22 protein-coding genes are annotated in these 26,698 nt (G+C 72.7%); 8 read left to right on the forward strand and 14 right to left on the reverse strand.

The window, feature by feature from the left end; translation table 11 throughout:
• Positions 1-1,749, reverse strand: a 1,749-nt coding sequence (locus ABZ484_RS27120; RefSeq protein ID WP_358868539.1) for a glycoside hydrolase family 3 N-terminal domain-containing protein, incomplete at its 3' end; no start/stop codon positions are given.
• Between the two features lie 313 nt (positions 1,750-2,062).
• A complete protein-coding gene (locus ABZ484_RS27125) occupies positions 2,063-2,974 on the reverse strand; it encodes a LysR family transcriptional regulator (protein WP_358868540.1) in 912 nt (303 codons plus the stop codon).
• A 129-nt stretch (positions 2,975-3,103) separates the two neighbouring features.
• Here ABZ484_RS27125 and ABZ484_RS27130 point away from each other — a divergent pair, with 129 nt between their 5' ends.
• Together ABZ484_RS27130 and lpdA are read left to right on the forward strand one after the other, a co-directional pair.
• On the forward strand, positions 3,104-4,042 hold the full coding sequence (locus ABZ484_RS27130; protein WP_358868541.1) for an EamA family transporter: 939 nt from the start codon (positions 3,104-3,106) through the stop codon (positions 4,040-4,042).
• Positions 4,043-4,071: 29 nt separating this feature from the next.
• Complete coding sequence (gene lpdA / locus ABZ484_RS27135) at positions 4,072-5,472, forward strand: dihydrolipoyl dehydrogenase (protein ID WP_358868542.1); 1,401 nt, start codon at positions 4,072-4,074, stop codon at positions 5,470-5,472.
• An 82-nt stretch (positions 5,473-5,554) separates the two neighbouring features.
• Here the strand turns inward: lpdA and ABZ484_RS27140 are convergent, their stop codons facing one another.
• The 5 genes from ABZ484_RS27140 to ABZ484_RS27160 all read right to left on the reverse strand — a co-directional run bounded on the left by ABZ484_RS27140 (position 5,555) and on the right by ABZ484_RS27160 (position 8,762).
• Positions 5,555-6,058 carry a hypothetical protein gene (locus ABZ484_RS27140; RefSeq protein ID WP_358868543.1) on the reverse strand — a complete coding sequence of 168 codons (504 nt, stop codon included), beginning with the start codon at positions 6,056-6,058 and terminating at the stop codon, positions 5,555-5,557.
• Positions 6,059-6,150: 92 nt separating this feature from the next.
• Entirely contained in the window at positions 6,151-6,672 is a 522-nt protein-coding gene (locus ABZ484_RS27145; RefSeq protein WP_358868544.1) for a hypothetical protein, read from the reverse strand.
• Positions 6,653-7,942, reverse strand: a complete 1,290-nt coding sequence (locus ABZ484_RS27150) for a hypothetical protein (protein WP_358868545.1) — start codon at positions 7,940-7,942, stop codon at positions 6,653-6,655. The genes ABZ484_RS27145 and ABZ484_RS27150 overlap by 20 nt, the downstream gene beginning before the upstream one ends.
• Positions 7,942-8,244, reverse strand: a complete 303-nt coding sequence (locus tag ABZ484_RS27155; protein WP_358868546.1) for a DUF6317 family protein — start codon at positions 8,242-8,244, stop codon at positions 7,942-7,944. Before ABZ484_RS27155 ends, ABZ484_RS27150 begins: the two co-directional genes overlap by 1 nt.
• Positions 8,244-8,762, reverse strand: coding sequence for an SAV_915 family protein (locus ABZ484_RS27160; protein WP_358868547.1), 519 nt, complete (start codon positions 8,760-8,762; stop codon positions 8,244-8,246). Before ABZ484_RS27160 ends, ABZ484_RS27155 begins: the two co-directional genes overlap by 1 nt.
• Positions 8,763-9,007: 245 nt before the next feature.
• Here ABZ484_RS27160 and ABZ484_RS27165 point away from each other — a divergent pair, with 245 nt between their 5' ends.
• Entirely contained in the window at positions 9,008-9,682 is a 675-nt protein-coding gene (locus ABZ484_RS27165) for a GNAT family protein (protein ID WP_358868548.1), read from the forward strand.
• Here the strand turns inward: ABZ484_RS27165 and ABZ484_RS27170 are convergent.
• Together ABZ484_RS27170 and ABZ484_RS27175 are read right to left on the reverse strand one after the other, a co-directional pair.
• Entirely contained in the window at positions 9,666-10,466 is an 801-nt protein-coding gene (locus ABZ484_RS27170) for a sugar phosphate isomerase/epimerase family protein (protein WP_358868549.1), read from the reverse strand. The genes ABZ484_RS27165 and ABZ484_RS27170 overlap by 17 nt on opposite strands.
• A 1,125-nt stretch (positions 10,467-11,591) precedes the next feature.
• Positions 11,592-12,638, reverse strand: coding sequence for a LacI family DNA-binding transcriptional regulator (locus tag ABZ484_RS27175; RefSeq protein ID WP_358868550.1), 1,047 nt, complete (start codon positions 12,636-12,638; stop codon positions 11,592-11,594).
• Positions 12,639-12,839: 201 nt separating this feature from the next.
• On the opposite strand from ABZ484_RS27175, the gene ABZ484_RS27180 reads away from it, so the two are divergent.
• From ABZ484_RS27180 to ABZ484_RS27190, 3 genes are read left to right on the forward strand one after another with little or no spacing between them, the layout of a single operon-like run.
• The gene (locus ABZ484_RS27180; protein ID WP_358868551.1) at positions 12,840-13,991 is read left to right on the forward strand and encodes a Gfo/Idh/MocA family oxidoreductase; all 1,152 of its coding nucleotides are present in this window, start codon (positions 12,840-12,842) and stop codon (positions 13,989-13,991) included.
• Positions 13,988-15,139 carry a dihydrodipicolinate synthase family protein gene (locus ABZ484_RS27185; RefSeq protein WP_358868552.1) on the forward strand — a complete coding sequence of 384 codons (1,152 nt, stop codon included), beginning with the start codon at positions 13,988-13,990 and terminating at the stop codon, positions 15,137-15,139. Before ABZ484_RS27180 ends, ABZ484_RS27185 begins: the two co-directional genes overlap by 4 nt.
• Positions 15,136-15,987, forward strand: coding sequence for a sugar phosphate isomerase/epimerase family protein (locus ABZ484_RS27190; protein WP_358868553.1), 852 nt, complete (start codon positions 15,136-15,138; stop codon positions 15,985-15,987). Before ABZ484_RS27185 ends, ABZ484_RS27190 begins: the two co-directional genes overlap by 4 nt.
• A 210-nt stretch (positions 15,988-16,197) precedes the next feature.
• On the opposite strand, the gene rbsD is transcribed toward ABZ484_RS27190, so the two are convergent.
• From rbsD to ABZ484_RS27215, 5 genes are read right to left on the reverse strand one after another with little or no spacing between them, the layout of a single operon-like run.
• Complete coding sequence (gene rbsD / locus ABZ484_RS27195; protein WP_358868554.1) at positions 16,198-16,578, reverse strand: D-ribose pyranase; 381 nt, start codon at positions 16,576-16,578, stop codon at positions 16,198-16,200.
• Positions 16,575-17,477 carry a ribokinase gene (locus tag ABZ484_RS27200; protein ID WP_358868555.1) on the reverse strand — a complete coding sequence of 301 codons (903 nt, stop codon included), beginning with the start codon at positions 17,475-17,477 and terminating at the stop codon, positions 16,575-16,577. Before ABZ484_RS27200 ends, rbsD begins: the two co-directional genes overlap by 4 nt.
• Before the next feature lie 49 nt (positions 17,478-17,526).
• Positions 17,527-19,479, reverse strand: coding sequence for a substrate-binding domain-containing protein (locus tag ABZ484_RS27205; protein ID WP_358868556.1), 1,953 nt, complete (start codon positions 19,477-19,479; stop codon positions 17,527-17,529).
• A complete protein-coding gene (locus tag ABZ484_RS27210) occupies positions 19,469-21,016 on the reverse strand; it encodes a sugar ABC transporter ATP-binding protein (protein WP_358868557.1) in 1,548 nt (515 codons plus the stop codon). Before ABZ484_RS27210 ends, ABZ484_RS27205 begins: the two co-directional genes overlap by 11 nt.
• The gene (locus ABZ484_RS27215) at positions 21,013-22,029 is read right to left on the reverse strand and encodes a LacI family DNA-binding transcriptional regulator (RefSeq protein ID WP_358868558.1); all 1,017 of its coding nucleotides are present in this window, start codon (positions 22,027-22,029) and stop codon (positions 21,013-21,015) included. The genes ABZ484_RS27210 and ABZ484_RS27215 overlap by 4 nt, the downstream gene beginning before the upstream one ends.
• A gap of 188 nt (positions 22,030-22,217) precedes the next feature.
• On the opposite strand from ABZ484_RS27215, the gene ABZ484_RS27220 reads away from it, so the two are divergent.
• Both ABZ484_RS27220 and ABZ484_RS27225 read left to right on the forward strand, forming a co-directional pair.
• Entirely contained in the window at positions 22,218-24,479 is a 2,262-nt protein-coding gene (locus ABZ484_RS27220) for an ATP-dependent RecD-like DNA helicase (RefSeq protein WP_358868559.1), read from the forward strand.
• Positions 24,480-24,797: 318 nt separating this feature from the next.
• Positions 24,798-26,087 (forward strand): citrate synthase, encoded by a 1,290-nt coding sequence (locus ABZ484_RS27225; protein ID WP_358868560.1) that lies wholly within the window; start codon positions 24,798-24,800, stop codon positions 26,085-26,087.
• The last annotated feature ends 611 nt before the right edge of the window (positions 26,088-26,698 follow it).

The following is a 26,698-nucleotide window of genomic DNA, read 5'->3' on the forward strand; positions in this document are numbered from 1 at the left end:
GGCGATCACACGGGCGGCGGCGCGCACTTCCACGTCGGTCCAGGAGTAGGCCGCGAGGAAGGCGGGCACGGAGGGGAGCTGGGCGACGTCGTACGGGTTGCGGACGGCGACCGCGATCACCGGCCTGCCCGTCGCCACCAGCCGCTCCACCAGCGTCTTCTGCGTGCTGCTCGCCGTGACGTTGTACGTCCCGACCACCACGGCGTCCGCGTCCGCCGCTGCCGCCACCGCCTTGTCGATGGTCGCCGCGGACGGGGCGGTGCCGGTGGACAGCGCGGTGGCCGTGAAGCCCAGTTCGGTCAGCGCGGCCGCGAGCACGCCGGTGGGCGGCCCCGTGGTGCCCGACGGGGAGGCCGGATCGGCGCCGACGACGAGGACCTTGTTGTGGCTGCGTCGCGACAGCGGCAGCAGACCGCCCTCGTTGACCAGCAGCGTGGTCGTCCGCTCGGCGATGCGGTCGGCCGCGGCCAGGTGCTCCCGGGTGCCGACCGTGCGGCTGACGCGGGCCTGGGTGGTGTAGGCCTCGTCGAACAGGCCCAGCTTCGCCTTCAGCCGCAGGATGCGCAGGATCGATTCGTCGAGCCGGGCCTCGGTCAGCTCCCCGCTGTGCACGGCCGCCAGGACCGCGTTCCAGGCGACGTCCAGGGAGGGCGGGTTGAGCAGCTGGTCCACGCCCGCCTTCAGCGCCAGGACCGGAACCCGGTCGTCGCCGTACTTGGTGCGGACGCCCTCCATGCCGAGGGAGTCGGTGATCACGACGCCGTCGTAGCCGAGCTCGCCGCGCAGGATGCCGGTGAGGATCGGGTGGGAGAGGGTGGCCGGGTCGCCGGAGTCGTCGAGCGCGGGGAACTGGATGTGCGCCGTCATGATCGAGTCGATACCGGCCCGGATCCCGGCCCGGAACGGCACGGCGTCCAGCTGCTCCCACACCTCGCGGCTGTGGGTGATGACCGGGAAGCCGTAGTGGCTGTCGGTGGCGGTGTCGCCGTGCCCGGGGAAGTGCTTGGCGGTCGCCGCCACCCGGGAGCCCTGATAGCCCCGCACCTCCGCCGCCACCAGCCGGCCCACGGCCTCCGGGTCGGCCCCGAAGGACCGTACGCCGATGACCGGGTTGGCCGGGTTGACGTTGACGTCGGAGTCGGGGGAGTAGTCCTGGTTGATGCCCATGGCGCGCAGCTCGGCGCCGGAGATCCGGCCGAGGGTGCGGGCGTCGGCGGTGGAGCCGCCGGCGCCGATCGCCATGGCGCCCGGGAAGAGTGTGGCGGGCTTGCCGACGCGGCAGACGATGCCGTGCTCCTGGTCGGTGGCGACGAGCAACGGCAGGCCGCGCGGCTGTTCGAGGGAGGCCCGCTGGATCCCGTTGGACAGATCGGCGATCTGCTGGGGGTCATGGGTGTTGTGGGCCCAGGCGAAGTAGATGATGCCGCCGACGCGGTACTTGGCGATCAGCTCGGCGGCGGTGCGGACGCCGATCTCCTTGAGGTTGGCGTCGATGTCGGCCTGGTCGGGGTCGGTGGCCGAGGCGCCGTAGACCCGCATCACGAAGAGCTGGCCGACCTTCTCCTCCAGCGTCATCCGGGAGATGAGGGCGCGCAGCTTCTTGTCGTCGCGGGATGCGGCGTGGGCGGTGCCGGTGCCCTGGACCGCGAGGGCCGCGGTGAGACCGGCGGTGGCGGCGAGGACGGTACGTCGGGAGGGGCGTGCGGGGTGTCCCGGTCTTCCCGGGTCGTCCGTGCTGGCGTCGTGCACGTGCGCTCCTTCCGGAGGAGTTCCGCTGGAGAGTCGGCTGAGTCGCTTGAAGGAAACTTCCGAGGAGTCACCAATATCCGGGAAGTTTCTGCCAGTCAAGGGAACGCGCAGCACCGGCACGCGAGGTGAGGGGCCGTCACCGGCGCTGCGGGAGGGGGGAGCGCCGATGACGGCGGGCCACCGGGCGCGGTGCGGAGGAGAGGGTGGTCGGCGGTCGCCCGGCAGCGAGGGCCGACACCGCACCGCGCGGACTCGTCCGGCGCCGTGCCGATGGGACGTGCGCGAGCCCGCGGGGGTTCCCGCCCGGGGCCCCTCAGCCGTGGGACGCGACCGCCGGCCAGTGGTCGCGCAGGGTGCGGACCGTCTCCGCGATGGCCGGGCGGCGGGCGGCGCCGGTGCGCCACAGCGCGTACAGGCGGCGCACCGGCATGGGGTCCAGGGGGACCTCGACGACGCCCTCCGGCAGCGGACCGCGACCCAGGCGCGGGATGAGCGCGACACCGAGTCCGGCGGCGACCAGGGCGACCAGCGTCGGGTTCTCCTCGGCCTGGTGGACGACGTCCGGCTCGTGACCGGCCGCGCGCAGGGTGCGCAGCAGCCAGTCGTGGCAGACCCGGCCCGGCGGCTGGCAGATCCACCGCTCTCCGCCCAGTTCGGAGCGCCGCACCGCCGTCCGGCCCGCGAACGGATGCCCGACCGGCACCAGCAGGTCGCACAGGTCGTCGCCGATGACCGCCGGCTCCACCCCGGCCGGCGCGGGCAGCGGCGCGATGTCCCAGTCGTGCGCGACGGCGAGGTCGACGGCGCCCTTGGCGACCAGGTCCACCGACAGATGCGGGTCGACCTCGCTGAGCCGGGCGTCCAGCGCGGGATGCCGCCGGGCGAGATCCGCCAGCACGGGCGGCAGCAGCCCCCGCGCCGCCGAGGCGAACGCCGCGATCGTCAGCCGCCCGGCCGGCACCCCGCGCCGCTCCTCCAGCTCGGTCTCCGCCCGCTCCACGATCGCCAGCAACTCCCGTGCCGCCGCGACCAGCTGGTGCGCCTCGTCGGTGAGCCGCACCCCGCGTCCCTCGCGCTCCAGCAGCACCGTCCTGGTCTCCCGCTCCAGCTTGGCGATCTGCTGGGACACGGCGGAGGAGGTGTAGCCGAGCGCGGTGGCGGCCGCGCCGACGGTCCCGTGCACGGACACGGCGTGCAGGGCGCGCAGACGCTGGAGATCGAGCACGGTTCCTCCCGGGGCCGGATGAATCGGTGAGCGAGACGGCGGGCGCCCACAACCGATTAGCGATCCTTCATTCAACAGTGCAGCAATCATCGCTGGTGCTTCACGGTCGGTGCGAGTGATCCTCGACGCATGCGACCGCCTCATGTGCTTCTCGCCGTCCTCGTCACCGCCGTCTGGGGCGTGAACTTCACCGTCATCGAGGTCGGCCTCGGCCACTTCCCGCCGCTGCTGTTCTCCGCGCTGCGCTTCCTGGCCGCCGCGCTGCCCGCCGTCCTCTTCGTGGGCCGGCCGAAGGTGGCCTGGAAGTGGATCGTGGCGGTGGGACTGGTCCTCGGGGTCGCCAAGTTCGGGTTGCTGTTCGTGGGGATGGACGCCGGCATGCCGGCCGGGCTGTCCTCGCTGGTCCTCCAGATCCAGGCGGTCTTCACCGCCCTGTTCGCGTTCGCGGCACTGGGTGAACGGCCCACCCGGCTGCGGCTGGTGGGCATGGGCGTGGCACTCGCCGGGATCGCCCTGGCCGCCGTGGACGAGGGCACCTCGGGCCCCCTCGGCGCCTTCGCCCTGGTGATCGCGGCGGCGGCCTGCTGGGGCGCCTCGAACGTGCTGACCCGCAAGGCGGCCCCGCCGGACGCCCTGAACTTCATGGTCTGGGTCAGCACCGTCCCGGTCCTGCCGCTGCTCGGCCTCTCCCTGCTGACCGAGGGCCCCGCACGCGACCTGGCCGCGCTGCGCGCCCTGGACTGGCAGGGCGCGGCCACCGTCCTGTACGTCGCCTGGGTCACCACGGTGTTCGGCTTCGGCGCGTGGGGCCTGCTGCTGCGCCGCCACCCCGCCTCCACGGTCGCCCCCTTCTCCCTCCTCGTCCCGGTGTTCGGCATGTCCTCCGCGGGCCTGTTCCTCGGCGAGCCGGTCACCGGCCTGCGCTGGTGCGCGGCGGCACTGCTGGTCGGCGGGGTGGCGCTGACCTCGCTCGCGCCGAGCCGCCGCCGGCCCGGGGCCGCCGCGACGGCCCCCGCGGTGATCGGTGAGGGCAAGGTCACAGCGGGTGGCGAGGCATCCCGGTTGTAGGTCCGTCCGGTTCGGACGAAGGTGGCCTTGTGAGCCAACACTTCGACGTTCTTGTCCTGGGAGCAGGTCCCGGCGGCTACACCGCCGCAGTACGCAGCGCTCAGCTCGGCCTCACCACCGCGGTCGTGGAGGAGCGTTACTGGGGAGGGGTGTGCCTCAACGTCGGCTGCATCCCCTCCAAGGCCCTGCTCCGCAACGCCGAGATGGTCCAGTTCGTCCAGAACGAGGCCAAGTCCTACGGCATCGCCGTGGGCGACGACGTCTCGGCCGACTACGGGCCCGCCTACCAGCGCAGCCGCAAGGTCGCGGACGGCAGGGTGAAGGGCGTTCACTATCTGATGAAGAAGAACGCCATCACCCAGTTCGACGGCCGCGGCACCTTCACCGACGACCACACCCTGGTCGTGACCCGCTCCGACGGCGGCACCGAGACCGTGACCTTCGACCACTGCATCATCGCGGCCGGCGCCAGCCCGCGGCTGCTGCCCGGCACCTCGCTGTCGGACCGGGTGGTCACCTTCGAGAGCCAGATCCTCAGCGAGACGCTGCCGGACAGCATCGTCATCGCCGGTGCCGGCGCGATCGGCGTCGAGTTCGCGTACGTGCTGCGCAGCTACGGCGTGGACGTGACCATCGTGGAGTTCCTCGACCGCATGGTCCCGCTGGAGGACGAGGAGGTCTCCAAGGAACTCGCCCGGCACTACCGCAAGCTCGGCATCGACGTCCTCACGGGCACCGCCGTGGAGGCCATCGACGACTCCGGCGAGCGGGTCCGGGTGACGGTGAACAAGGGCGGTGACCGCCGGGTCCTGGAGACGGACAAGGTCCTCCAGGCCATCGGCTTCGCGCCGAACGTCCAGGGATACGGCCTGGAGAACACCGGTGTCCGTCTCACCGAGCGCGGCGCCGTCGACGTCGACGGCCGCTGCCGTACGAACGTGCCGCACATCTTCGCGATCGGTGACGTCACCGCCAAGCTGATGCTGGCCCACGCCGCCGAGGCCATGGGCATCGTGGCCGCCGAGACCATCGCGGACGCGGAGACCATGGAGCTGGACTACGTCATGATCCCGCGGGCCACCTACTGCCAGCCGCAGGTCGCCAGCTTCGGCTGGACCGAGGCCCAGGCGCGCGAGCGCGGGTTCGACGTCAAGGTCGTCAAGTTCCCCTTCAGCGCCAACGGCAAGGCCCACGGACTGGGCCACGCCGTCGGCTTCGTGAAGGTCATCAGCGACGGACAGCACGGCGAACTCCTCGGCGCCCACCTCATCGGCCCCGAGGTCACCGAACTGCTGCCGGAACTCACCCTGGCCCAGCAGTGGGACCTGACCGTCCACGAGGTCGCCCGCAACGTCCACGCCCACCCCACACTCGGCGAGGCGGTCAAGGAGGCGATCCACGGCCTGGCGGGTCACATGATCAACATGTGAGGACCGGCGCCCCGGGCGCCACCGCGCCCCGCCGCCACCGGCGCCCCGGGCGCGGTGGCGGCCGGGTCGGACCGTCACCGCGTCAGGCCACCACCGCCGCGAGGAGCGCCACCGCCCCGCACGCGGCGGTGCACCCCCAGGCCACCCGCAGACCCGTCCGGAACCGGCGTGGCCCGGGACGGCCCGGGTGCCGGTACGCCCCGCCGAAGCGGAGGAGGGGGAAGGCCGTGGCGACGAGACTGCCTCCCGCCAGCGCCAGGGTCAGCCAACCGAGGGCGTAGTTCGGCCGGGCGGTGTAGTACGTGCCCGCGCCGGCCCGGGTGACGGGGAGACGCGCGTTCGGCCGGTGGCCGTCGGACTCGTCCCGCAGTACGGCGTCGTCGTCCGTCACCCTGCCGTCGGCCGAGGTGAAGGTGCCGTGCCAGACCATGCGGAAGCCGCCGCTGCTCCGTCCGTCGCCGTAGGCGCGGTCGGCGTAGAGCACCCGGAAGGTCCCCGGAGTCCCGGCGAGGCGCGTGGCGTAGGCGGCGTCGCGAGCCCCGACGCCGAGCAGCGCCAGGCCGGTGACCAGCAGCAACCCGCACACGACACGGACCCCGAGCCGGGAGCGGGAGCCGGGCGCGGGCGCCGACGGGCCTGCTCGGACCGCCGAGGACGTACTCGGCACCCCACCGGATCTCACTGTCCCGCCAGCGCCCGCCGGGCGCCCACCTCGCTCGGGTACTCGCGGACGGTGAGCGTCGCCAGCGCCCAGCCGACGCACCAGGCGGCGAAGGCCGGCATGACGGGTGCCGCCAGCGCCAGGAGACCCCGGCCGGCGACACCCCACTTCACCGAACCGCGGACCTCCGCGCGCTTGCGGGCCCGGAACTCCTCGGGAGTGGGCGGGTCCTGGAGTTTCCGCGCGTGGTCCCGGCGCTGCACCACCCACCCCCAGACCAGCGCCGCGCAGGAGGCGGCCACCTGCGCCCAGTCCGCCACCGGACGCCCGCCCGCGGGCAGCACGGTGCGGAACCCCTGGTACAGGGAGATCGACGCGAAGCAGAGCAGGGCCATCACGGCGAGGAGAAGGACTGCCGTACGGACGCGGCGCAGCCAGTAGCCGGCCCCGCGTTCGTACCAACTGGTGCCCAGCCCCGGCAGGGACGGGAGCCGGGCGGGCGCCGCCGAGCCGGCGGTCTCAGAAGATGCTCGTGACACCGTGCCAGATGTCCTTCCCGTATCGCTCGAAGTCGTCCCCGGTCTCCGACAGGACGTGTCCGGAGCCGTGGAGCACACCGCCGACCACACCGTGCTCGTGGATGTCCTCGCTCCAGTGCTCGTGGAAGGAGTGGTCGAGGATGCTGGTCGCACCGACCGCCGCGACGACGCCGACCCCGGCCACCACACCCGCGCTCAGCTCGAAGGGAGCCGCGGCCACCACGCCCGCGGTGACCGCCGCACCGGCGGCCAGCCCGCCCAGGTTCGCCCCGCCGTCGACGACCAGGGAGTGCTGCCAGGACCAGCCCTTGTCATGGTCGTCGGACGCCTCCAGCACCCCGCAGGCCCCGGCCGCGGCCACGTCCAGGACCGGGATCTCCTTGAGGAAGTCCGGCAGGTCCTCCAGGCTCCTGCCCAGGCGCAGCGCGTCCGCGGCATCGGCCAGTTTCACGTTGAGCTGGCGGTCGTAGGGCAGGGCGCTGCTCCCGCGTTCGGCGCCGGCGATGTCCTCCTCGAGCGCCTCGACCCGGGCGATCGCGTCGCGGTAGGCGCCCTTGGCCGGGAGATCCTTGGGAAGGGCCTTGCCCGCCTTCTGGTACGCCTTGCGTTCCGCGCGGAGTTCCTTCTTCGCGGCCTGTTCCTCGGCCCTGGCCTCGTCGATCAGCTTCCGGGCCGCCTTGCCGCCGGCCCGGGTGTCCTCGGCCTCGGCGGCGTACAGCCCGCGCAGCATGTCGGCCAGAGTGATCTTGTCGCCGGGCGAGACGGGATCGGTGACCTGCGCGTACAACGCCCGCAGCCTGTCCGCCGCGACCAGCCGCGCGTGCTGCGCGGTGTGCAGGATCTCGGTGCGGACCTTGGCGTACTCGGTCATAGCGGAGATCGCCCTGTGGTCCTCGGCGCTGGGCGGATCGGCCGTCACCAACTGCCGTGGCACGCCCTTGTCGCCCATCGGCACGCCCTTGCGCACTGCGGTGTGTTCGGCGTTCTGCAGGGCCCGCTCGCAGCCGGAGAGCGCGTCGGCGAGCGTGCCGAGGATGTCGCCCGCGTCATGGACGAGCTGCGCGAACGCGCCGGCCGTCAGCGCGTCCTCGCTCCAGCGGCCACGGAAGGTCTCGGCCGCGTCGCCCTTCCACCGGGCGTCGCCCACCAGCCGCTCGACCTCGCCGCTGACCGGCCGGACGACCTCCTCCAGATGATTCTTCGCGTTCTTGTACGTGTCGGCCATCGTGCGCAGCCCGCCGATGTCACCGCCGACCCAGCTGTCACCCATCAGCCGTCACCCACCATCAGATCCTCGAAGAGACCGTGCACATCGATGTCGTGCCGCCGGAAGGAGTCGCGGGACCTCGCGACCAGGTCGCCGTGGTCGTCCAGCCGGTCGGCGAAGCCGAGGTGCAGGGCGGAGATGAGGTGGGCGACCTCCTTGACGGCCGAGTCCAGCCCGCCGTCGCCGCCGTCGGCGACGGGCGGGGTGACGCTCGGGCGCAACTCCCGGTAGGCGCGGGCCTGGTCGTGGAAGGTCTTGGCCATCGAGGTGAGGTCACTCATGACCGCCTTGAAGTCCGCCGGCATCAGCGCACCTTTCGCGCGTACGCGGCCAGGTCCTGCGGCCGCCAGTTGGGGTGACGCGGGGCGATCCGGGGATCGAGGAGCACGGTCGCGCCGTGCTCGCGCATCCCCTCGGCCAGCGGCCCGATCGAGGCGGCGACCCACGGCTGGGCCTCGCCCAGCGCGGCCACCAGCCTGTCCAGCGTGGTGAAGGCGAAGGCGACGGTGCCGTTCGTCACATCCGCGAAGAGTTCGCAGGCGACGAACGGCACGCGGACGCGGCGGCCCGCGCCGTCCTCCGCCGCGACGTACCGGGGATGGGCCGGCACGAACACGGGCGTGTGGTACGGCGGAACGCCGGGCCGGGGACCAGGAGGTCCGGCGGCGGCCCGAGGGGCGGGCGGCTGAGCCTCGACGTAGTCGAGAAGCCGCGAGCGACGGGGCTCCGCCGCCTGCGGCGACACGTCGGGCGGCGGCTGCGGCCCGACGTGTTCGACGGAGTCGTAGTAGTCGTAGAGCCGCGACCGTATGGGCACCTCCACCGCTTGCTCTCCTCCCCGCTGTGCGCCGCTCGCCGTTCGCCGCCCGGCGCGGTCGGTCGTCCGGGCGCCGTCACAGTAACGAGCGTGCGAAGGAGCAAATCCGGCTATGTCGGAACGGGGGACCGGTCGCATGCGCAACCCGTACGGCCATTTGGCCGCCGACTGGCCATCCCTTGACCGTGCGATGACCACAGGCGGAGGGAAATCCGTTCGACGCCACCGGACCGGTGCGCCAGACTCCCGCCGTGACGTACATCTTGAAGGGGCCGGTTCTCCAGGGCGGGCTCGTGCGGCTGGAGCCGCTGGAGCACCGGCACGCGGCCGAGCTGGCCAAGGCTGCGGAGGAGGACCGGGACACGTACGCGTACACCTGGGTGCCCCGGACCCACGAGGTCGCGGACTACATCGACGCCCAGCTCGCCCGCGCGGCCACCGGCCGGCTCGCGCCCTACGCGCAGATCTCCCTGGCCACCGGACGGGTGGTCGGCGCAACGGCGTACTGGGAGCCGCGCTGCTGGCGGACGGAGGACCGGCTGGACGCCGTGGAGGTGGGCTTCACCTGGCTCGCCCGCTCGGCGCAGGGCACCGGTGTGAACGCCGAGGCGAAGTACCTGCTGTTCCGGCACGCCTTCGAGGAGTGGCGGGTCTCCCGCGTCGACCTCAAGACGGACGCCCGCAACAGCCGTTCCCGGGCCGCGATCGAGAGCGTCGGCGCCCGCTTCGAGGGCGTGCTGCGCAACTGGTCCCGCTCCTGGGCGCCGGGGGAGGACGATCGGCTGCGGGACTCCGCGATCTTCTCGATCACGGCGGCGGACTGGCCGCAGGCCAGGGCGCGCCTGGAGGCGAGGGTGCGCGAGGCGGCCCGGAGGGCCGGGCGGAGCGAGGCCGGGCCGACGCGCGAGGCTACGCCGACTCGTTGAGCAGCCGGGCCAGATGCTCCCGGCCGGGGCCGAGCAGCTCGGGCAGCGGGGCCGCCGCCTCGTACCACCGCTTCTCGTACTCCCAGCACAGCCAGCCGTCCCAGCCGCCGCGGGAGAGCACGTCCACGCACTCGGCGAGGGGCAGCACCCCCGTCCCCAGGGGCAGCGGCGTGGTGTCCTCGACCGACGCGATGTCCTTGACCTGCACGTATCCGAGATACGGGGAGAGCGCGGCAAAGGTGTCCGAGGGCTGCTCGCCGCCCAGCCAGGTGTGCATCACGTCCCACAGGGCACCGGCGGCGCGGTGACCGACCGGGCCGAGGACGCGGAGGGCGTCGGCACCGGTGCGGTGCGAGTCGTGCGTCTCCAGCAGGACGCGGACCCCGGCCTCGGCGGCGTACTCGGCGGCGGCGGCCATCCGCCGCGCGGCGACGGCGTCCGCCTCCTCGCGCGGCCGCCCCGGATCGCCCCCCGGGAAGACCCGCACGAAGGGCGCGCCCAAGTCCCTTGCCAGCTCGACGAGTCCGCGGACCTCACGCAGTACGGCGTCGTCGTCACCGGGCGCGGCGACCCGCGCGTACCCCGCGACCCCCAGGATCTCCACCCCGCCCGCCGAAAAGGCCTCAGCCACTTCGGCCCGCTCCGCGGACCCGATCCCGGGATGCACGGGTTCCTCGGGATGGGCGCGCAGCTCGACACCGTGATACCCGCACGAGGCGGCCAGCCGCACCACATCCGGCACGGACAGCCCGGGAACCCCGAGCGTGGAGAACGCCAGCTTCATACCCCGCGACCCTACCCGCGCCCACCCGCCCCACACGCCCGCGACGGGAGGACGAATGGAGGATTCGCGCCACGGCCGCCACCATCCGACCTCGTCTTTCCCCAACCCCGCGACACAGACTCCGCACACCCCGGCCCCCGGCCTTGGCCCCGGCCTCCACCCCCGCCCCTGGTCCCCCGGCGTCGGCTCTCCGCCCCGACCCCGGCCCCGGCTCCGCCCCGACCCCGGCCCCGGCTCCGGCCCGGCTCCGGCGTCGGTTCTGGCTCGGCCCGGGGCGTGGGCTCTGTGCCCCGGCCCCGGTCCCGGCGTCGGCTTTCGGCCCCGGTCCCGGCGTCGGCTTTGGCTCGGCTCCCGGCGTCGGCTTTCGGCCCCGGTCCCGGCGTCGGCTTTGGCTCGGCTCCCGGCGTCGGCTTTCGGCCCCGGTCCCGGCCTCGGCTCTGGCCCGGCCTCCGGCGTCGGCTCTCGGCCCTGGTCCCGGCTCCGGCCCGGCTCCCGGCCTCGGCTCTCGGCCCGGCCCCGGCTCTGGCCCGGCTCCCGGCCTCGGCTCTCGGCCCCGTCCCGGCTCTGGCCCGGCTCCCGGCGTCGGCTTTCCGCCCCGGCCCTGGCGTCGGCTCTGGCCCGGCCCGCGGCGTCGGCTCTGCGCCCTGGCCCCGGTCCCGGCCCCGGCTCTGGCCCGGCCCCCGGCGTCGGCCTTGGCTCGGCCCCAGCGTCGGCTTTCCGCCCCGGCCCTGGCCCCGGCGTCGGCTCTGCCTCGGCCTCCGGCGTCGGTTCTCCGCCCCGGTCCCGGCCCCGGCGTCGGCCCCGGCGTCGGCTCTGGCCCGGCTCCCGGCCTCGGCTCTCGGCCCCGCCCCGGTCCCGGCCCCGGCTCCGCCCCCTGGCCTCGGCTCTCGGCTCGGCCCCCGGCCTCGGCTCTCGGCTCGGCCCCCGGCCTCGGCTCTCGACCAGGCCACACACCCACCTCACGCGCCCGCGCCTGAGCGCGCAGAACCTCCGTCCCGCGCTCCCCGCGACGCGCACCCCGGCCCGCGCGCCCGAGCGTGCCCTCGTCCCCGCACTTGCCGGCGCCTGCGCGCGGGCGCTCGCACCCGAGTGAGCCCCGCGCCCCGCGTCGGTCGCCCGCCCGGGTCAGCTTCGGGGTACCCCCGACGAGCCCCGCACCATCAGCTCGCCCCGGACCGTGGCGATTCCGCCGGGCGGGGGGTCCTCGCGGCCCATGGCGATGCGGCCGGCGCGGGCGCCCGCGTCCGTGAGGGGGAGGCGGACCGTGGTGAGGGAGGGCACCGCGTCGACGCTGAACGGGAGGTCGTCGAAGCCCGCCACCGAGACGTCCTCCGGGATGCGCATCCCGGACTCGCGCAGGGCCGCGCACGCGCCCAGCGCCACGGAGTCGTTGGCGGCGACGACCGCCGTGAGCGTGGGGTCGCGGCGCAGGAGTTCCAGCGTGGCCTCGTAGCCGGAGCGGCGGTCGTAGCGGCCGTGCACCGTCCAGCGCGGGTCCTCCTCCACACCGGCCGCCGCCAGCGCCTCGCGGTGTCCCTCCAGGCGGTGGCGGGTGGTCGTCCGCTCCTCCGGTCCCGCGATGTAGCCGAGGCGCCGGTGGCCGAGGCCGATCAGGTGCTCGGTCAGCTGCCGTGCCCCGCCGCGGTTGTCGAAGGTGAGGGCGATGGTCCGGGCGTCCGGCACGGGGGGCCGGCCGCACAGCACCACCCGGGTGCCGGCGTCGGCCAGCTTGCGCAGCTTCGCCGCGATGGCCGCCGCGTGCGGTCCCTCCTCCACGGCCCCGCCGGTCAGGACGACGGCCGCGGCCCGCTGCCGTTGCAGCAGGGTCAGGTAGGTCAGCTCGCGCTCCGGTGAGCCGCCCGTGTTGCAGACAACCGCCAGCCTCTCCCCGCCCGCCCGGCCCCCGGGACCGCCGATCTCGGACTGGATCGCGCTCGCGATGATCCCGAAGAACGGGTCGGCGATGTCGTTCACCAGGATGCCGACCAGGTCGGAGGTGGCCGCGGCGAGGGAGCTGGCGGGCCCGTTGAGCACGTAGTCCAGCTCGTCGACGGCCTTCAGGACCCGCTCCCGGGTGGAGGCGGCCACCGGGTAGTTGCCGTTCAGCACGCGCGACACCGTCGCGGGCGAGACCTGGGCGCGGGCCGCCACGTCCGCCAGGGTCACCGTCATGTCGTCGTCCTCCGGTCGCGCATCTCGTCGGGCGTATCCAACCGCCTGTTCGCCCCCTCGAACAAGACGGTCCGCGCGGGCTCTTGTCCCCACCACTGCGGAGAGGTTAGCTTCTCAGTGCATAGAAAGCGCTTGCTGCCAAGCTTGCCAGGAAGACCGCTGGGGCCCACGCGGCACGCGACGGCGTACGGAGGGACTGACGTGACACGCAAGACGGTGCGGATCGCCATGAACGGCGTGACCGGGCGCATGGGCTACCGCCAGCACCTGGTCCGCTCGATCCTCGCCCTGCGCGAGCAGGGCGGACTCGACCTCGGCGACGGCACCGTGCTGTGGCCGGAACCGGTCCTGGTCGGCCGGCGCGAGCACGCGCTCGAGGCGCTCGCCGAGAAGCACGGCCTGGAGCACTTCTCGACGGACCTGGACGCGGTCCTCGCCGACCCGTCCGTCGACGTCTACTTCGACGCCCAGGTCACCTCGGCCCGCGAGGAGGCGATCCGCAAGGCGATCGCCGCCGGCAAGCACGTCTACACCGAGAAGCCGTCCGCCACCGGCCTGGACGGCGCCCTCGAACTCGCCCGGCTCGCCCAGGAGAAGGGCATCAAGCACGGCGTCGTCCAGGACAAGATCTTCCTGCCGGGCCTCATGAAGCTGAAGCGCCTGATCGACGGCGGCTTCTTCGGCCGGATCCTGTCCGTGCGCGGCGAGTTCGGCTACTGGGTCTTCGAGGGCGACTGGCAGGAGGCCCAGCGCCCCTCCTGGAACTACCGCGCCGAGGACGGCGGCGGCATCGTCGTGGACATGTTCCCGCACTGGGAGTACGTCCTGCACGAGCTGTTCGGCCGCGTGACCTCCGTCCAGGCGCTCACCGCCACCCACATCCCCCAGCGCTGGGACGAGAACGGCAAGCCCTACGACGCGACCGCCGACGACGCCGCCTACGGCATCTTCGAGCTCGACGGCGGCACGATCGCCCAGATCAACTCCTCCTGGGCGGTCCGCGTCAACCGCGACGAGCTGGTGGAGTTCCAGGTGGACGGCACCGAGGGATCCGCCGTCGCGGGCCTGCGCCGGTGCCGCGTCCAGCACCGTTCGGCCACCCCCAAGCCGGTGTGGAACCCGGACGTCCCCGCCACCGAGGCCTTCCGCGACCAGTGGCAGGAGGTGCCCGACAACACCGAGTTCGACAACGGCTTCAAGGCCCAGTGGGAGCTGTTCCTCAGGCACGTCTTCGCCGACGCCCCCTACCACTGGGACCTGCTCGCCGGCGCCCGCGGCGTGCAGTTGGCCGAACTTGGCCTGAGGTCCGCCGCCGAGGGCCGCCGCATCGACGTACCGGAGATCTCGCTGTGACCATCCGACTCCCCGACTTCCAGGGCGGGCTGCGGACCTACGAGCCCCGCATCCGGCCGCTGGAGATCTCCCCGGGCACCCCGCTCACCTCCCGTACGGTCTTCTCCGCGGCGCACGTCGTCGCCGACCCGCTCGCCGACGCCGGCCCCGACACGCCCGCCGCCGTCGACTGGGACGCCACCCTCGCCTTCCGCCGCCATCTGTGGAGCCATGGCCTCGGCGTGGCCGAGGCCATGGACACCGCGCAGCGCGGCATGGGCCTGGACTGGGCCGGCGCGGCCGAGCTGATCCGCCGGTCGGCGGCGGAGGCCCGCGCCGTCGGCGGGCGCATCGCCTGCGGCGTCGGCACCGACCAGATCGCCACGGGCACGCTCAAGGAGGTCCGGGCCGCCTACGAGGAGCAGCTCGCCGTCGTCGAGGAGGCGGGCGCCCAGGCGATCCTGATGGCCTCGCGCGCCCTCGCCGCCGCGGCCCAGGGCCCGGACGACTACCTGGAGGTCTACGGCCATCTGCTGCGTCAGTCCGCCGAGCCGGTGATCCTGCACTGGCTCGGACCCATGTTCGACCCGGCCCTGGAGGGCTACTGGGGCTCGGCCGACCTGGACGCGGCCACCGACACCTTCCTGGAGGTCATCGCCGCCCACCCCGACAAGGTGGACGGCGTGAAGATCTCCCTGCTGGACGCCCGGCGCGAGGTCGAGCTGCGCCGCCGCCTGCCGCGGGGCGTGCGCTGCTACACCGGCGACGACTTCCACTACCCCGAGCTGATCGCCGGCGACGAGCAGGGCTTCAGCCACGCGCTGCTGGGCATCTTCGACCCGCTGGGTCCCCTGGCGGCCGAGGCGGTACGGACCCTGGACACCGGCGATGTGGCCGGCTTCCGGGCCCTGCTCGACCCGACGGTCGAACTCTCCCGCCACCTCTTCCAGACCCCCACCCGCTTCTACAAGACGGGCGTGGTCCTCCTGGCCTGGCTCGCCGGACACCAGTCGCACTTCACGATGGTCGGCGGCCTGCACTCGGCCCGCTCCCTGCCGCACCTGGTCCGCGCCTACGAACTCGCCGACGGCCTCGGCCTGTTCCCGGACCCCGCACTCGCCGAGGACCGGATGAGGAACCTGCTGTCGCTGTACGGAGTGAACGCATGAACGACCAGGAACTGTCCCGTTTCTCCATCAACCAGATGACGGTGAAGCAGCTGTCGCTGCCCGAACTGGCCGAGGCCTGCCGCGAGCTGGGCGTCGGGAGCGTGGGCCTGTGGCGCGAGCCGGTGCGGGCGTACGGCGTGGAGGCCGCCGCCAAGCTCGTGCGGGACGCGGGCCTGACCGTCACCACCCTGTGCCGGGGCGGCTTCCTCACGGCGACCGACCCGGCCGAGCGGGCCGGAGCGCTGGACGACAACCGCGCGGCGATCGACGAGGCCGCCACGCTCGGCACGGACACCCTGGTGCTGGTCTCCGGCGGACTCCCCGCCGGCAGCAAGGACCTGCACGGGGCCCGCGAGCGCATCGCGGACGCCCTCGCCGTCCTCGGGCCCTACGCGGCCGAGCGCGGCGTGCGCCTCGCCATCGAGCCGCTGCACCCCATGTACGCGGCCGACCGCTGCGTGGTCTCCACCCTCGCCCAGGCCCTCGACCTCGCCGAACGCTTCCCCGCCGACCAGGTCGGCGTGACCGTGGACACCTACCACATCTGGTGGGACGACCGCGCCCCCGAGCAGATCGCCCGCGCGGGCGCCGGCGGCCGCATCCACACCTTCCAGCTCGCCGACTGGACCACCCCCCTCCCGGCCGGCGTCCTCGACGGCCGTGGCCAGATCGGCGACGGCGCCATCGACATGCGGCAGTGGAAGGGGTACGTGGAGGCGGCCGGCTACACCGGGCCCATCGAGGTCGAGCTGTTCAACGACGGACTGTGGGCCCGTGACGGCCGCGAGGTGCTGGCGGAGACGGCGGAGCGCTTCGCGGCGCACGTGATCCGGACGCCCGGAGAATAGTCCCGGCGACCCCGAAAAATAATCCCGGAGACGGTGCAACCCTTCCGGCACCCCGTGTGTCGTACCTGTCATCGGAACTCCTCGGGGGGGATCTGGGGGGATCGCACGAGGACTCCGATGCAGGTGGGGGAAGCAGGAGGGGAAAGCCGAGGGGGCCCGGTCCACGGACCAGGCCCCCTCGTATTGACCGGTCACCCGGTGCCGGGCGGCTCAGAAGAACACCCCGCACCGCAGCAGCACGTTCGCGTACGGCCGGGCCTCACCGGTGCGTACGACCAGACGCGCGCCGCGGGACAGCTCCTTCAGCCGCTCGTGCGGGACCAGGGCGAGGTCCGGGAAGCGGCCCTCCAGCAGTGCGCGGTTGGCGCCGCGTACCTCCTCGGCCGCCGTGGCGCCCTCCACCACCAGCTCCGCCAGCAGGCCGTCCAGGACCTCCGCGAACGACGGCACTCCGGCGCGGAACGCCAGGTCCACCACGCGTGGCCCGTCCGGTATCGGCATGCCCGCGTCGCACACCAGCACCTCGTCGGTGTGACCGAGTTCGGCCAGCGCGCCCGAGAGGTGACGGTTGAGGATGCCCGCCTTCTTCACAGGGCGTCGACCTCCTCCGCCGTCGGATACGACTCCTGTGCGCCGCGCTTCGTCACGGCCGCCGCGCCGACCCGGGCCGCGTAGGCCGCGGCCTGGGCCAGAGACGCCCCGGCGCCCAGCCGCCAGGCCAGGGCGGCGGTGAACGCGTCGCCCGCGCCCGTGGTGTCCAGGGCCTCCACCTTCACGGACGGCACCCGGGTCGTGCCCTCGGCGGACGCCACCAGCGCGCCCTCGGCGCCCAGGGTGACGACCACCGAACGCGGGCCGTGGGCGAGCAGCGCTCGCGCCCAGTCCTCCGGGGTGTCGCCCGCCTCCTCGCCGCCGAGGATCACCTTCGCCTCGTGCTCGTTGACGATCAGCGGGTCGCAGGCCCGGAGCAGTTCCCCGGGCAGCGGGCGCGGCGGCGAGGGGTTCAGGACGAAACGGCTGCCGGGCGCCAGGTGCCGTACCGCTTCCAGCACCGACTCCAGCGGGATCTCCAGCTGCGCCGAGACCACCCGGGAGGTCCGCAGCAGACCGGCCGCCGCGCGGACGTCCTCGGGCGTGAGCCGGCCGTTGGCGCCCGGCGAGACCACGATGCTGTTGTCCCCGGACGGGTCCACCGTGATCAGCGCGACACCGGTGGGCGCGCCGCCGACCAGCACGCCCACCGGGTCGACGCCGGCCGCCCGCTGCGAGTCGAGCAGCAGCCGGCCGTGCGCGTCGTCGCCGACCCGGGCCAGCAGGGCCGTACGGGCCCCGAGACGGGCGGCGGCGACCGCCTGGTTGGCGCCCTTGCCGCCGGGGTGGACGGCCAGGTCCGAGCCGAGCACGGTCTCCCCGGCCGCGGGCCGCCGCTCGACGCCGATCACCAGGTCGGCGTTGGCCGACCCCACGACCAGGAGGTCGTAGTCGTACATGTGTCTCCTCACACAGGGCCCGCCCCCTCGCCGGGGGCGGGCCGCAGGGTCAGCCGCTGAAGCCGGCCACGTTCTCCTTCGTTACCACCTTGACCGGCACCTTCACCGTCGACTCGACCTTCTTGCCCTGGACCGCCTTCAGCGCGTTGTCCACGGCGATCCGGCCCAGCTGGCTCGGCTGCTGCGCGACGGAGGCGTAGAGCGTGCCGTTCTTCACGGCGGTCAGGCCGTCCGGGGTGCCGTCGAAGCCGACGACCTGCACGGACCTGCCGGCCTTCGAGCCCAGCGCCTTGACCGCGCCGAGCGCCATCTCGTCGTTGGCGGCGATCACGCCCTGGACGTCGGGGTGCGCCTGGAGCAGGTTGGACATCACGTCCAGGCCCTTGGTGCGGTCGAAGTCGGCGGGCTGCTGGGCCACGACCTCGATGCCCGGGTAGGCCTTGAGGCCCTGGGCGAAGCCGGCGGCGCGCTCCCGGGCGGCGGAGGTGCCCGCCTGGCCCTGGAGGATCACGATCTTCCCCTTACCGCCCAGCTTCTCGCCGATGGTCTTGGCCGCCAGCTCGCCGCCGGCCACGTTGTCGGAGGCGACCAGGGCGTCCGTCTTCGCGTTGTTGACGCCCCGGTCGACGGCGATCACCGGGATGCTCGCCTTGTCGGCGGCCTTGACCGAGTTGCTCGCGGCGTCGGAGTCCACCGGGTTGACGATGATCGCGCCGAGGTCGGAACTGGTGAAGTTCTGGAGCTGGTTGGCCTGCTGGGAGGCGTCGTTCTGGGCGTCGGTGACGGTCAGGTCGATGCCGAGCTTCTTGGCCTCGGCCTGGGCGCCGGACCTGATCTGCACGAAGAACGGGTTGTTCAGCGTGGACAGGGACAGGCCCATCTTCGGGGTGGTGGAGCCGGAGCCGGTGTGCAGCAGGGAGGTCGCGGCCACCAGGGCCACGGTGACCGCGGCCGCCAGCCCGTACGTCGCCGCCTGCTTGCCCTTGCCGCCGCCGCTGCCCGTGCCCGCGGCCGTCGGGGTCGCCCCGGCCTTGCGGCGCACGGTGTCCAGCAGCACGGCCAGCGCGATCACGACACCGATGACGACCTGCTGCCAGAAGGCGGACACCGACAGCAGGTTGAGGCCGTTGCGCAGCACCGCGAGGATCAGCGCGCCGATCAGCGTCCCCGAGGCCTTGCCGGTGCCGCCCGCCAGCGAGGCGCCGCCGATGACGACGGCGGCGATCGCGTCCAGCTCGTAGCCGTTGGCGGCCTGCGGCTGAGCGGAGGACAGCCGGGCGGCGAGCACGATGCCCGCGGCGGCGGCGAACAGACCGGACAGCGCGTAGATCGCGAGCTTCTGCTTCTTGACCTTCAGACCCGACAGGCGGGCCGCCTCCTCGTTGCCGCCGATCGCGTACATCGAGCGGCCGATGTAGGTCCGGCCCAGCACGAACGCCGTGATCAGGCCCATGACGAGCATGACCAGCACGGGCACCGGCAGCCAGCCGCCGAGCGTGTCACCGAGGTGCGAGACGGAGTCGGGCAGGGCGATCGGGGAGCCCTGGGAGATGACCAGGGACAGACCGCGGCCCACCGACAGCATGGCCAGCGTCGCGATGAACGGCGGCAGCTTGCCGTAGGCGATCAGGATGCCGTTGACCAGGCCGCAGGCGATGCCGGTGGCGACGGCCAGGACGACGGCGAGGACGACCGGGATCCCGGCCGAGGTGGCGCTCCAGGCCAGCACGGTGGCCGACAGGGCCGCCACCGAACCCACCGACAGGTCGATGCCCGCGGAGACGATGACGAAGGTGACACCGAAGGCGAGGATGGCGGTCACGGCCGCCTGGACGCCGATGTTGAGCAGGTTGTCCGTCGTCAGGAAGTCACCGGACAGCGCCGACAGGGCGATGACGAGGACGATGAGCGCGGTCAGCGCGCCGTTGTCGAGCAGCAGGCGGCGCAGGCCGCCCGAGGCGCCACCCGCGCCCGTCGTGCTCTTGAGCGTGTCAGTGGCCACGGGAGGTCTCCGTTCCGGTCGTGGACGTGGTGGGGGTCGTGGGGGTCGTGGGGGTGCTGACGGCGAGGGCCATCACGGCGTCCTGGGTGGCCTGGTCGGCGGGGAGTTCGCCCGCGATCCGGCCCTGGGCCATCACCAGCACCCGGTCGCTCATGCCGAGCACCTCGGGCAGATCGCTGGAGATCATCAGGACGGCGGCGCCGGCGGCCGTCAGTTCGTTGATGAGCTGGTAGATCTCGACCTTGGCGCCGACGTCGATGCCGCGCGTCGGCTCGTCGAGGATGAGCACCCTGGTGTCGGCCAGCAGCCACTTGCCGATGACGACCTTCTGCTGGTTGCCGCCGGACAGGGTGCGCACGTGCTGGCCGAGGCCGGCCATCCGGACGCCGAGCTGCCCGGCGATGCGCTCGGCCGCCCGGTGCTGACCCTTGAGGTCGACGAGGCCCGCGCGGGTGGCCGAGCGGAGGGTGACGAGCCCGAGGTTCTCCTCGACGGAGGCGTCCAGGACCAGGCCCTGGCCCTTGCGGTCCTCGGGTACGAGGCCGATCCCGGCCGCCATGGCCGCGTTCACGTCGTGGCGCCTGAGCCGGGCGCCCGCGACCGTCACGGCGCCCTTGTCGTAGGGGTCGGCGCCGAACACCGCGCGGACCACCTCCGTACGGCCGGCGCCCACCAGGCCCGCGATGCCGACGACCTCGCCGGCGTGCACCTGGAAGCTGACGTCGTGGAAGACGCCGTCCCGGGTGAGCCCCTCGACGGAGAGCAGCGCGGGACCGGTCTCGGGACGCTCGCGCGGGTACTGCTGCTCGATGGAGCGGCCCACCATGAGCCGTACGAGCTCGTCCTCGGGCGTGGACGCGGGCACCTGGCCGACGCTGCGGCCGTCGCGGATGACCGTGACCCGGTCGCCGAGGGCGGCGATCTCCTCCAGGTGGTGCGTGATGAACACGACCCCGACGCCGTCCGCGCGCAGGGCGCGCACGATCGAGAAGAGCTTGTCGACCTCCTCGGAGGTGAGCACGGCGGTCGGCTCGTCCATGATCAGCACGCGGGCGTCGAGGCTGAGCGCCTTGGCGATCTCCACCATCTGAAGGCGGGCGATGCCGAGGTCCCGCACGCGCGCGCGGGGCGACACGTTCACACCGACGCGCTCCAGGAGGACGGCGGCGTCGGCCTCCATGCGCTTGCGGTCGATCATCCCGTAGCGGCGCGGCTGGCGGCCCAGGAAGATGTTCTCGGCGACCGTCAGATCGGGGACCAGGTTGAACTCCTGGTAGATGGTGGCGATCCCGAGGCGTTCGGAGTCCTGGGCGCCCTGGATGCGCATCTCCTCGCCGCCGACCAGGATCCGTCCGGCGTCGGGGGTGTAGGCGCCGGAGAGCATCTTGATCAGGGTGCTCTTGCCCGCGCCGTTCTCACCGAGCAGCACGTGCACCTCGCCGCGGCGCAGGTCGAAGTCGACGCCGTCCAGCGCGACCACGCCCGGGAAGGTCTTGCGGATGCCCTCGATGCGCAGCAACTCGTCCGGGTTGCTCACGGCTTGCTCCTGTTCGTTGCGGGGGGCTCGCCGCACGAGCGGCGTACGACGAGACGGGCGGGGAGGGTGACGGACCGGGGGGTGCGGCCCTCGATGCGGTCGACCAGGGCCCGTACGGCGGCGCGCCCCAGTGCGCCGGTGGGCTGGGCGACGGCGGTGATCGGCGGATCGGTGTGCACGAACCACGGGATGTCGTCGAACGCGGCGAGCGCGATGTCGTCGGGCACCCGCAGCCCGCGCGCGCGGATCGCGTCCAGCGCGCCGAGCGCCATCAGGTTGTCGGCGGCGAAGACGACCTCGGGCGGCTCGGGCAGGTCGAGGAAGCCTTCGGTGACCCGCCGGCCGCTCTCGGCCTGGAAGTCGCCCTGGCCGGTGTAGACGTCGGGGAGGGGGATCCCGTAGTCGGCCAGCGCCGCGCGGAAGACGTCCACGCGCTCGCGGCCGGTGGTGGTGGCCGCGGGTCCCGCGATGATGGCCAGCCGTCGGTGCCCGAGCCCGTACAGATGCGCGACCAGGTCCCGCACGGCCGACTGCCCGTCCGCCCGGACGACCGGCACGTCCACGCCCCTGATCCAGCGGTCGACGAACACCATCGGTGTCCCCGCGCGCGCGGCGTCCAGCATCAGCGGGGAGCCGCCGTCGGTGGGGGAGACCAGCAGGCCGTCGATCCGGCGGTCGAGGAGGGTGCGGACGTGGTGGTCCTGGAGGTCGGGCCGCTCGTCGGCGTTGCCGATGATCACGCTGTAGCCGAGCGCGCGCGCCTCCTCCTCGACGGAGCGGGCCAGTTCGGTGAAGTACGGGTTGAGTACGTCGCTGATGACCAGGCCGAGGGTGCGGGTGGTGTCGGTGCGCAGGGACCGGGCGACGGCGTTCGGGCGGTAGCCCAGCGTCGCGACGGCGGCCAGCACACGGGTGCGCGCCTCGGGGCTCACCGACGGGTGGTCGTTCAGGACGCGCGAGACCGTGGCGACGGACAGGCCCGCCTCGGCGGCGACGTCCTTGATGCTCGCCATCGTCCGTTCCACCTCCTCGTGGAATCGATTACACGGAGGATTGGAAACGATTACACAGTCGGAAACAAGCCCCTGAGACCGGATCGTGATGAAGTCGTCCACAGGCGGGGCGCTCGTCGTCCACGGCCAGGGGTGCCCGTCGTCCACAGGCGGACCGCGCTGTCGTACCCGGGCGGTAACGTCGGATCATGTCCAATCAGGCAGCCGGTGCCCGGGCGGCGGGGGCGGGGGAGCGGCGGACGGCCGTGCTCGAAGCCGTGCTGGAGCGCGTCACGTACGTCAACGAGGACAACGGCTACACGGTCGCCCGGGTCGACACCGGCCGCGGCGGCGACCTGCTCACGGTGGTCGGCGCGCTGCTCGGCGCCCAGGTCGGCGAGTCCCTGCGCATGGAGGGCCGCTGGGGCTCGCACCCGCAGTACGGCAAGCAGTTCCTGGTCGAGAACTACACGACGGTCCTGCCGGCCACCGTCCAGGGCATCCGCCGCTACCTCGGCTCGGGCCTGGTCAAGGGCATCGGCCCGGTCTTCGCCGACCGCATCACCCAGCACTTCGGCCTGGACACCCTGAAGATCATCGAGGAGGAGCCGGGGCGGCTCGTCGAAGTCCCCGGCCTCGGCCCCAAGCGGACGAAGAAGATCGCCGACGCCTGGGAGGAGCAGAAGGCGATCAAGGAGGTCATGCTCTTCCTCCAGACCGTCGAGGTCTCCACGTCGATCGCGGTGCGCATCTACAAGAAGTACGGCGACGCCTCCATCTCCGTGGTGAAGAACCAGCCCTACCGGCTGGCCGCCGACGTCTGGGGCATCGGCTTCCTCACCGCCGACCGGATCGCCCAATCCGTCGGCATCCCGCACGACAGCCCGGAGCGCGTCAAGGCCGGCCTTCAGTACGCGCTCTCGCAGTCCGCCGACCAGGGGCACTGCTTCCTGCCGGAGGAGCGTCTGATCGCGGACGCCGTCAAGCTGCTCCAGGTGGACACAGGCCTGGTCATCGAGTGCCTGGCCGAACTGGCGGAGCCGGGCGAGGACGGCGAGGAGCCCGGTGTCGTGCGCGAGAAGGTGCCCGGCCCCGACGGCGGCGACCCGGTCACCGCCGTCTACCTGGTCCCCTTCCACCGCGCCGAACTCTCCCTGTCCGCCCAGCTGCTGCGCCTGCTGCGCACGGACGCCGACCGGATGCCCGCCTTCCGGGGCGTCGCCTGGGACAAGGCCCTGGGCTGGCTCAGGGGGCGTACGGGGGCGGACCTCGCCCCCGAGCAGGAGGCGGCCGTGAAGCTGGCGCTGACCGAGAAGGTGGCCGTGCTCACCGGCGGCCCCGGCTGCGGCAAGTCCTTCACCGTGCGCTCCGTCGTGGAGCTGGCCCGGGCGAAGAAGGCGAAGGTCGTGCTGGCCGCGCCCACCGGGCGCGCCGCCAAGCGCCTGTCCGAGCTCACGGGCGCGGAGGCCTCCACCGTCCACCGTCTGCTGGAGCTCAAGCCCGGCGGGGACGCGGCCTACGACCGGGACCGCCCGCTGGATGCCGACCTGGTGGTCGTCGACGAGGCCTCCATGCTGGACCTGCTGCTGGCCAACAAGCTGGTCAAGGCGGTGCCCCCGGGGGCCCATCTGCTCTTCGTCGGGGATGTGGACCAGCTGCCCAGCGTCGGCGCCGGCGAGGTCCTCAGGGACCTGCTGGCCGACGGCGGTCCCGTCCCCGCCGTGCGTCTGACGCGGGTGTTCCGCCAGGCCCAGCAGTCGGGCGTGGTGACCAACGCGCACCGGATCAACTCCGGGCAGCACCCGGTCACCGACGGCATGAAGGACTTCTTCCTCTTCGTCGAGGACGACACCGAGGAGGCCGGCCGGCTCACCGTGGACGTGGCGGCCCGCCGGATCCCGTCCCGGTTCGGGCTCGACCCGCGCCGGGACGTGCAGGTGCTGGCGCCCATGCACCGCGGCCCGGCCGGCGCCGGCACGCTCAACGGCCTGCTCCAGCAGGCCATCACCCCCGGTCGGCCCGATCTGCCCGAAAAACGGTTCGGTGGGAGGGTTTTCCGCGTCGGCGACAAGGTCACCCAGATCCGCAACAATTACGAGAAAGGGAAGAACGGTGTCTTCAACGGCACCGTGGGCGTGGTCACCTCGCTCGACCCGGTCGACCAGCGCCTGACGGTACTGACGGACGAGGACGAGGAGGTTCCGTACGAATTCGACGAACTGGACGAACTGGCGCACGCGTACGCGGTCACCATCCACCGTTCACAGGGAAGTGAATATCCCGCCGTGGTGATCCCGGTCACCACCGGCGCCTGGATGATGCTTCAGCGGAACCTGCTGTACACGGCGGTGACACGGGCCAAGAAGCTGGTCGTCCTCGTCGGTTCGCGCAAGGCGATCGGCCAGGCGGTGCGCACGGTCTCGGCGGGCCGGCGCTGTACGGCCCTGGACTTCCGGCTCGCGGGCTCCTGACCGGCTCTGACCAGGCTCTGACCAGGCCCTGACCAGGCCCTGACCGGCCCGAAGAGCCCCGACCGTCCGGGGGCCGGCCCGGGCGTCGGCCAGGACGGCGGCCCGGACGCGGCAAAAATGATCGATCAAACGAGTCGCAAAGGTCACAGAGCACTTCCCGTCACCGCATCGAGGGGGCAGGATGAGCAGGTTGACGGCACTGAGTGCCGCCAATAGGCCCAATGGTCGACCCCGAGTGCACTCTCCTGAGCCAAATGGGGGATGGTAGAGACAGTCAGGGCACCTCGAAGATGAGGCACTACGTCGGTGAGGGAAGACGTGAGCGACAACTCTGTAGTACTGCGGTACGACGGCGGCGAGTACACCTACCCGGTGGTCGACAGCACCGTCGGCGACAAGGGCTTCGACATCGGGAAGCTCCGCGCCCAGACCGGTCTGGTGACACTCGACAGCGGCTACGGCAACACCGCGGCCTATAAATCCGCCATCACCTACCTCGACGGCGAGCAGGGCATTCTCCGGTACCGCGGCTACCCGATCGAGCAGCTGGCCGAGCGCTCCACCTTCCTGGAGGTGGCCTACCTGCTGATCAACGGTGAGCTGCCGACCGTCGACGAGCTCAGCTCCTTCAAGAACGACATCACGCGGCACACCCTGCTGCACGAGGACGTCAAGAACTTCTACAAGGGCTTCCCGCGCGACGCCCACCCGATGGCGATGCTGTCGTCGGTCGTCTCCGCGCTGTCCACCTTCTACCAGGACAGCCACAACCCGTTCGACGAGACGCAGCGCAACCTCTCCACCATCCGGCTGCTCGCCAAGCTTCCGACGATCGCGGCCTACGCGTACAAGAAGTCGATCGGCCACCCGTTCGTCTACCCGCGTAACGACCTCGGCTACGTCGAGAACTTCCTGCGCATGACCTTCTCGGTGCCCGCCCAGGAGTTCGAGCTGGACCCGGTCGTCGTCGCCGCGCTGGACAAGCTGCTGATCCTGCACGCCGACCACGAGCAGAACTGCTCGACCTCCACGGTCCGCCTGGTCGGTTCCTCGCAGGCGAACATGTTCGCGTCCATCTCGGCCGGCATCAACGCCCTGTGGGGCCCGCTGCACGGCGGCGCCAACCAGTCCGTCCTGGAGATGCTGGAGGGCATCCGCGACTCCGGCTCCGACGTCGACACCTTCATCCGCAAGGTGAAGAACAAGGAGGACGGCGTCCGTCTGATGGGCTTCGGCCACCGGGTCTACAAGAACTTCGACCCGCGTGCCAAGATCATCAAGGCCGCCGCGCACGACGTGCTCTCGGCCCTGGGCAAGGAGGACGAGCTCCTCGACATCGCCCTGAAGCTGGAGGAGCACGCCCTCTCCGACGACTACTTCGTCGAGCGCAAGCTCTACCCGAACGTCGACTTCTACACCGGCCTGATCTACCGGGCCATGGGCTTCCCGACCGAGATGTTCACGGTCCTGTTCGCCCTGGGCCGCCTGCCGGGCTGGATCGCCCAGTGGCACGAGATGATCAAGGAGCCGGGCTCCCGCATCGGCCGCCCGCGCCAGATCTACACGGGTGTGGTGGAGCGGGACTTCGTCCCGGTCGAGGAGCGCTGACACCTGTCGGTGAGGGGCACCGCTGGGGCGGTGCTCCTTGGTGGCTGTTGTCTGTCCTCGGCTTCGGTGGCGTGGCCGGTTTCCTGGGTGTGGCCGGTGGCTTCGGGTGGCCGGGGTCCGGGGGGTGTCCCCCGGGTCAGCACGGCCACGGGTGTGGTGGAGCGGGACTTCGTCCCGGTCGAGGAGCGCTGACACCTGCCGGTGAGGGGCACCGCTGGGGCGGTGCTCCTTGGTGGCTGTTGTCTGTCCTCGGCTTCGGTGGCGTGGCCGGTTTCCTGGGTGTGGCCGGTGGCTTCGGGTGGCCGGGGGTCCGGGGGGTGTCCCCCGGGTCAGCACGGCCACGGGTGTGGTGGAGCGGGACTTCGTCCCGGTCGAGGAGCGCTGACACCTGCCGGTGAGGGGCACCGCTGGGGCGGTGCTCCTTGGTGGCTGTGGATGCTTTTCTCCCGCTTGAGCGGAACCGCGGATCTCGACGGGCTGAGGTCTGTCGCCCAGAGCGGCGAGTAAGCGGAACGGGCGCGACTGCGGTGGCGCCCCGGAGGCGAATGAGCCACAGAACAAAAAGCGGAAGGCGCCCCGGTGCGCCGGTCCCCCCACGGGCCGGCGGCCAG

The organism is Streptomyces sp. NPDC006393 (genome assembly GCF_040628575.1).
GTDB lineage: Bacteria > Actinomycetota > Actinomycetes > Streptomycetales > Streptomycetaceae > Streptomyces.

Excerpts from the sequence above, each read along its gene's own strand:
- ABZ484_RS27170 (WP_358868549.1), bottom strand. The coding sequence starts at position 10,466 with ATGAAGCTGGCGTTCTCCACGCTCGGGGTTCCCGGGCTGTCCGTGCCG.
- ABZ484_RS27200 (WP_358868555.1), bottom strand. The coding sequence starts at position 17,477 with ATGTACGACTACGACCTCCTGGTCGTGGGGTCGGCCAACGCCGACCTG.
- ABZ484_RS27215 (WP_358868558.1), bottom strand. The coding sequence starts at position 22,029 with ATGGCGAGCATCAAGGACGTCGCCGCCGAGGCGGGCCTGTCCGTCGCC.
- ABZ484_RS27155 (WP_358868546.1), bottom strand. The coding sequence starts at position 8,244 with ATGCCGGCGGACTTCAAGGCGGTCATGAGTGACCTCACCTCGATGGCC.
- ABZ484_RS27150 (WP_358868545.1), bottom strand. The coding sequence starts at position 7,942 with ATGGGTGACAGCTGGGTCGGCGGTGACATCGGCGGGCTGCGCACGATG.
- ABZ484_RS27175 (WP_358868550.1), bottom strand. The coding sequence starts at position 12,638 with ATGACGGTGACCCTGGCGGACGTGGCGGCCCGCGCCCAGGTCTCGCCC.
- ABZ484_RS27220 (WP_358868559.1), top strand. The coding sequence starts at position 22,218 with ATGTCCAATCAGGCAGCCGGTGCCCGGGCGGCGGGGGCGGGGGAGCGG.
- ABZ484_RS27190 (WP_358868553.1), top strand. The coding sequence starts at position 15,136 with ATGAACGACCAGGAACTGTCCCGTTTCTCCATCAACCAGATGACGGTG.
- ABZ484_RS27130 (WP_358868541.1), top strand. The coding sequence starts at position 3,104 with ATGCGACCGCCTCATGTGCTTCTCGCCGTCCTCGTCACCGCCGTCTGG.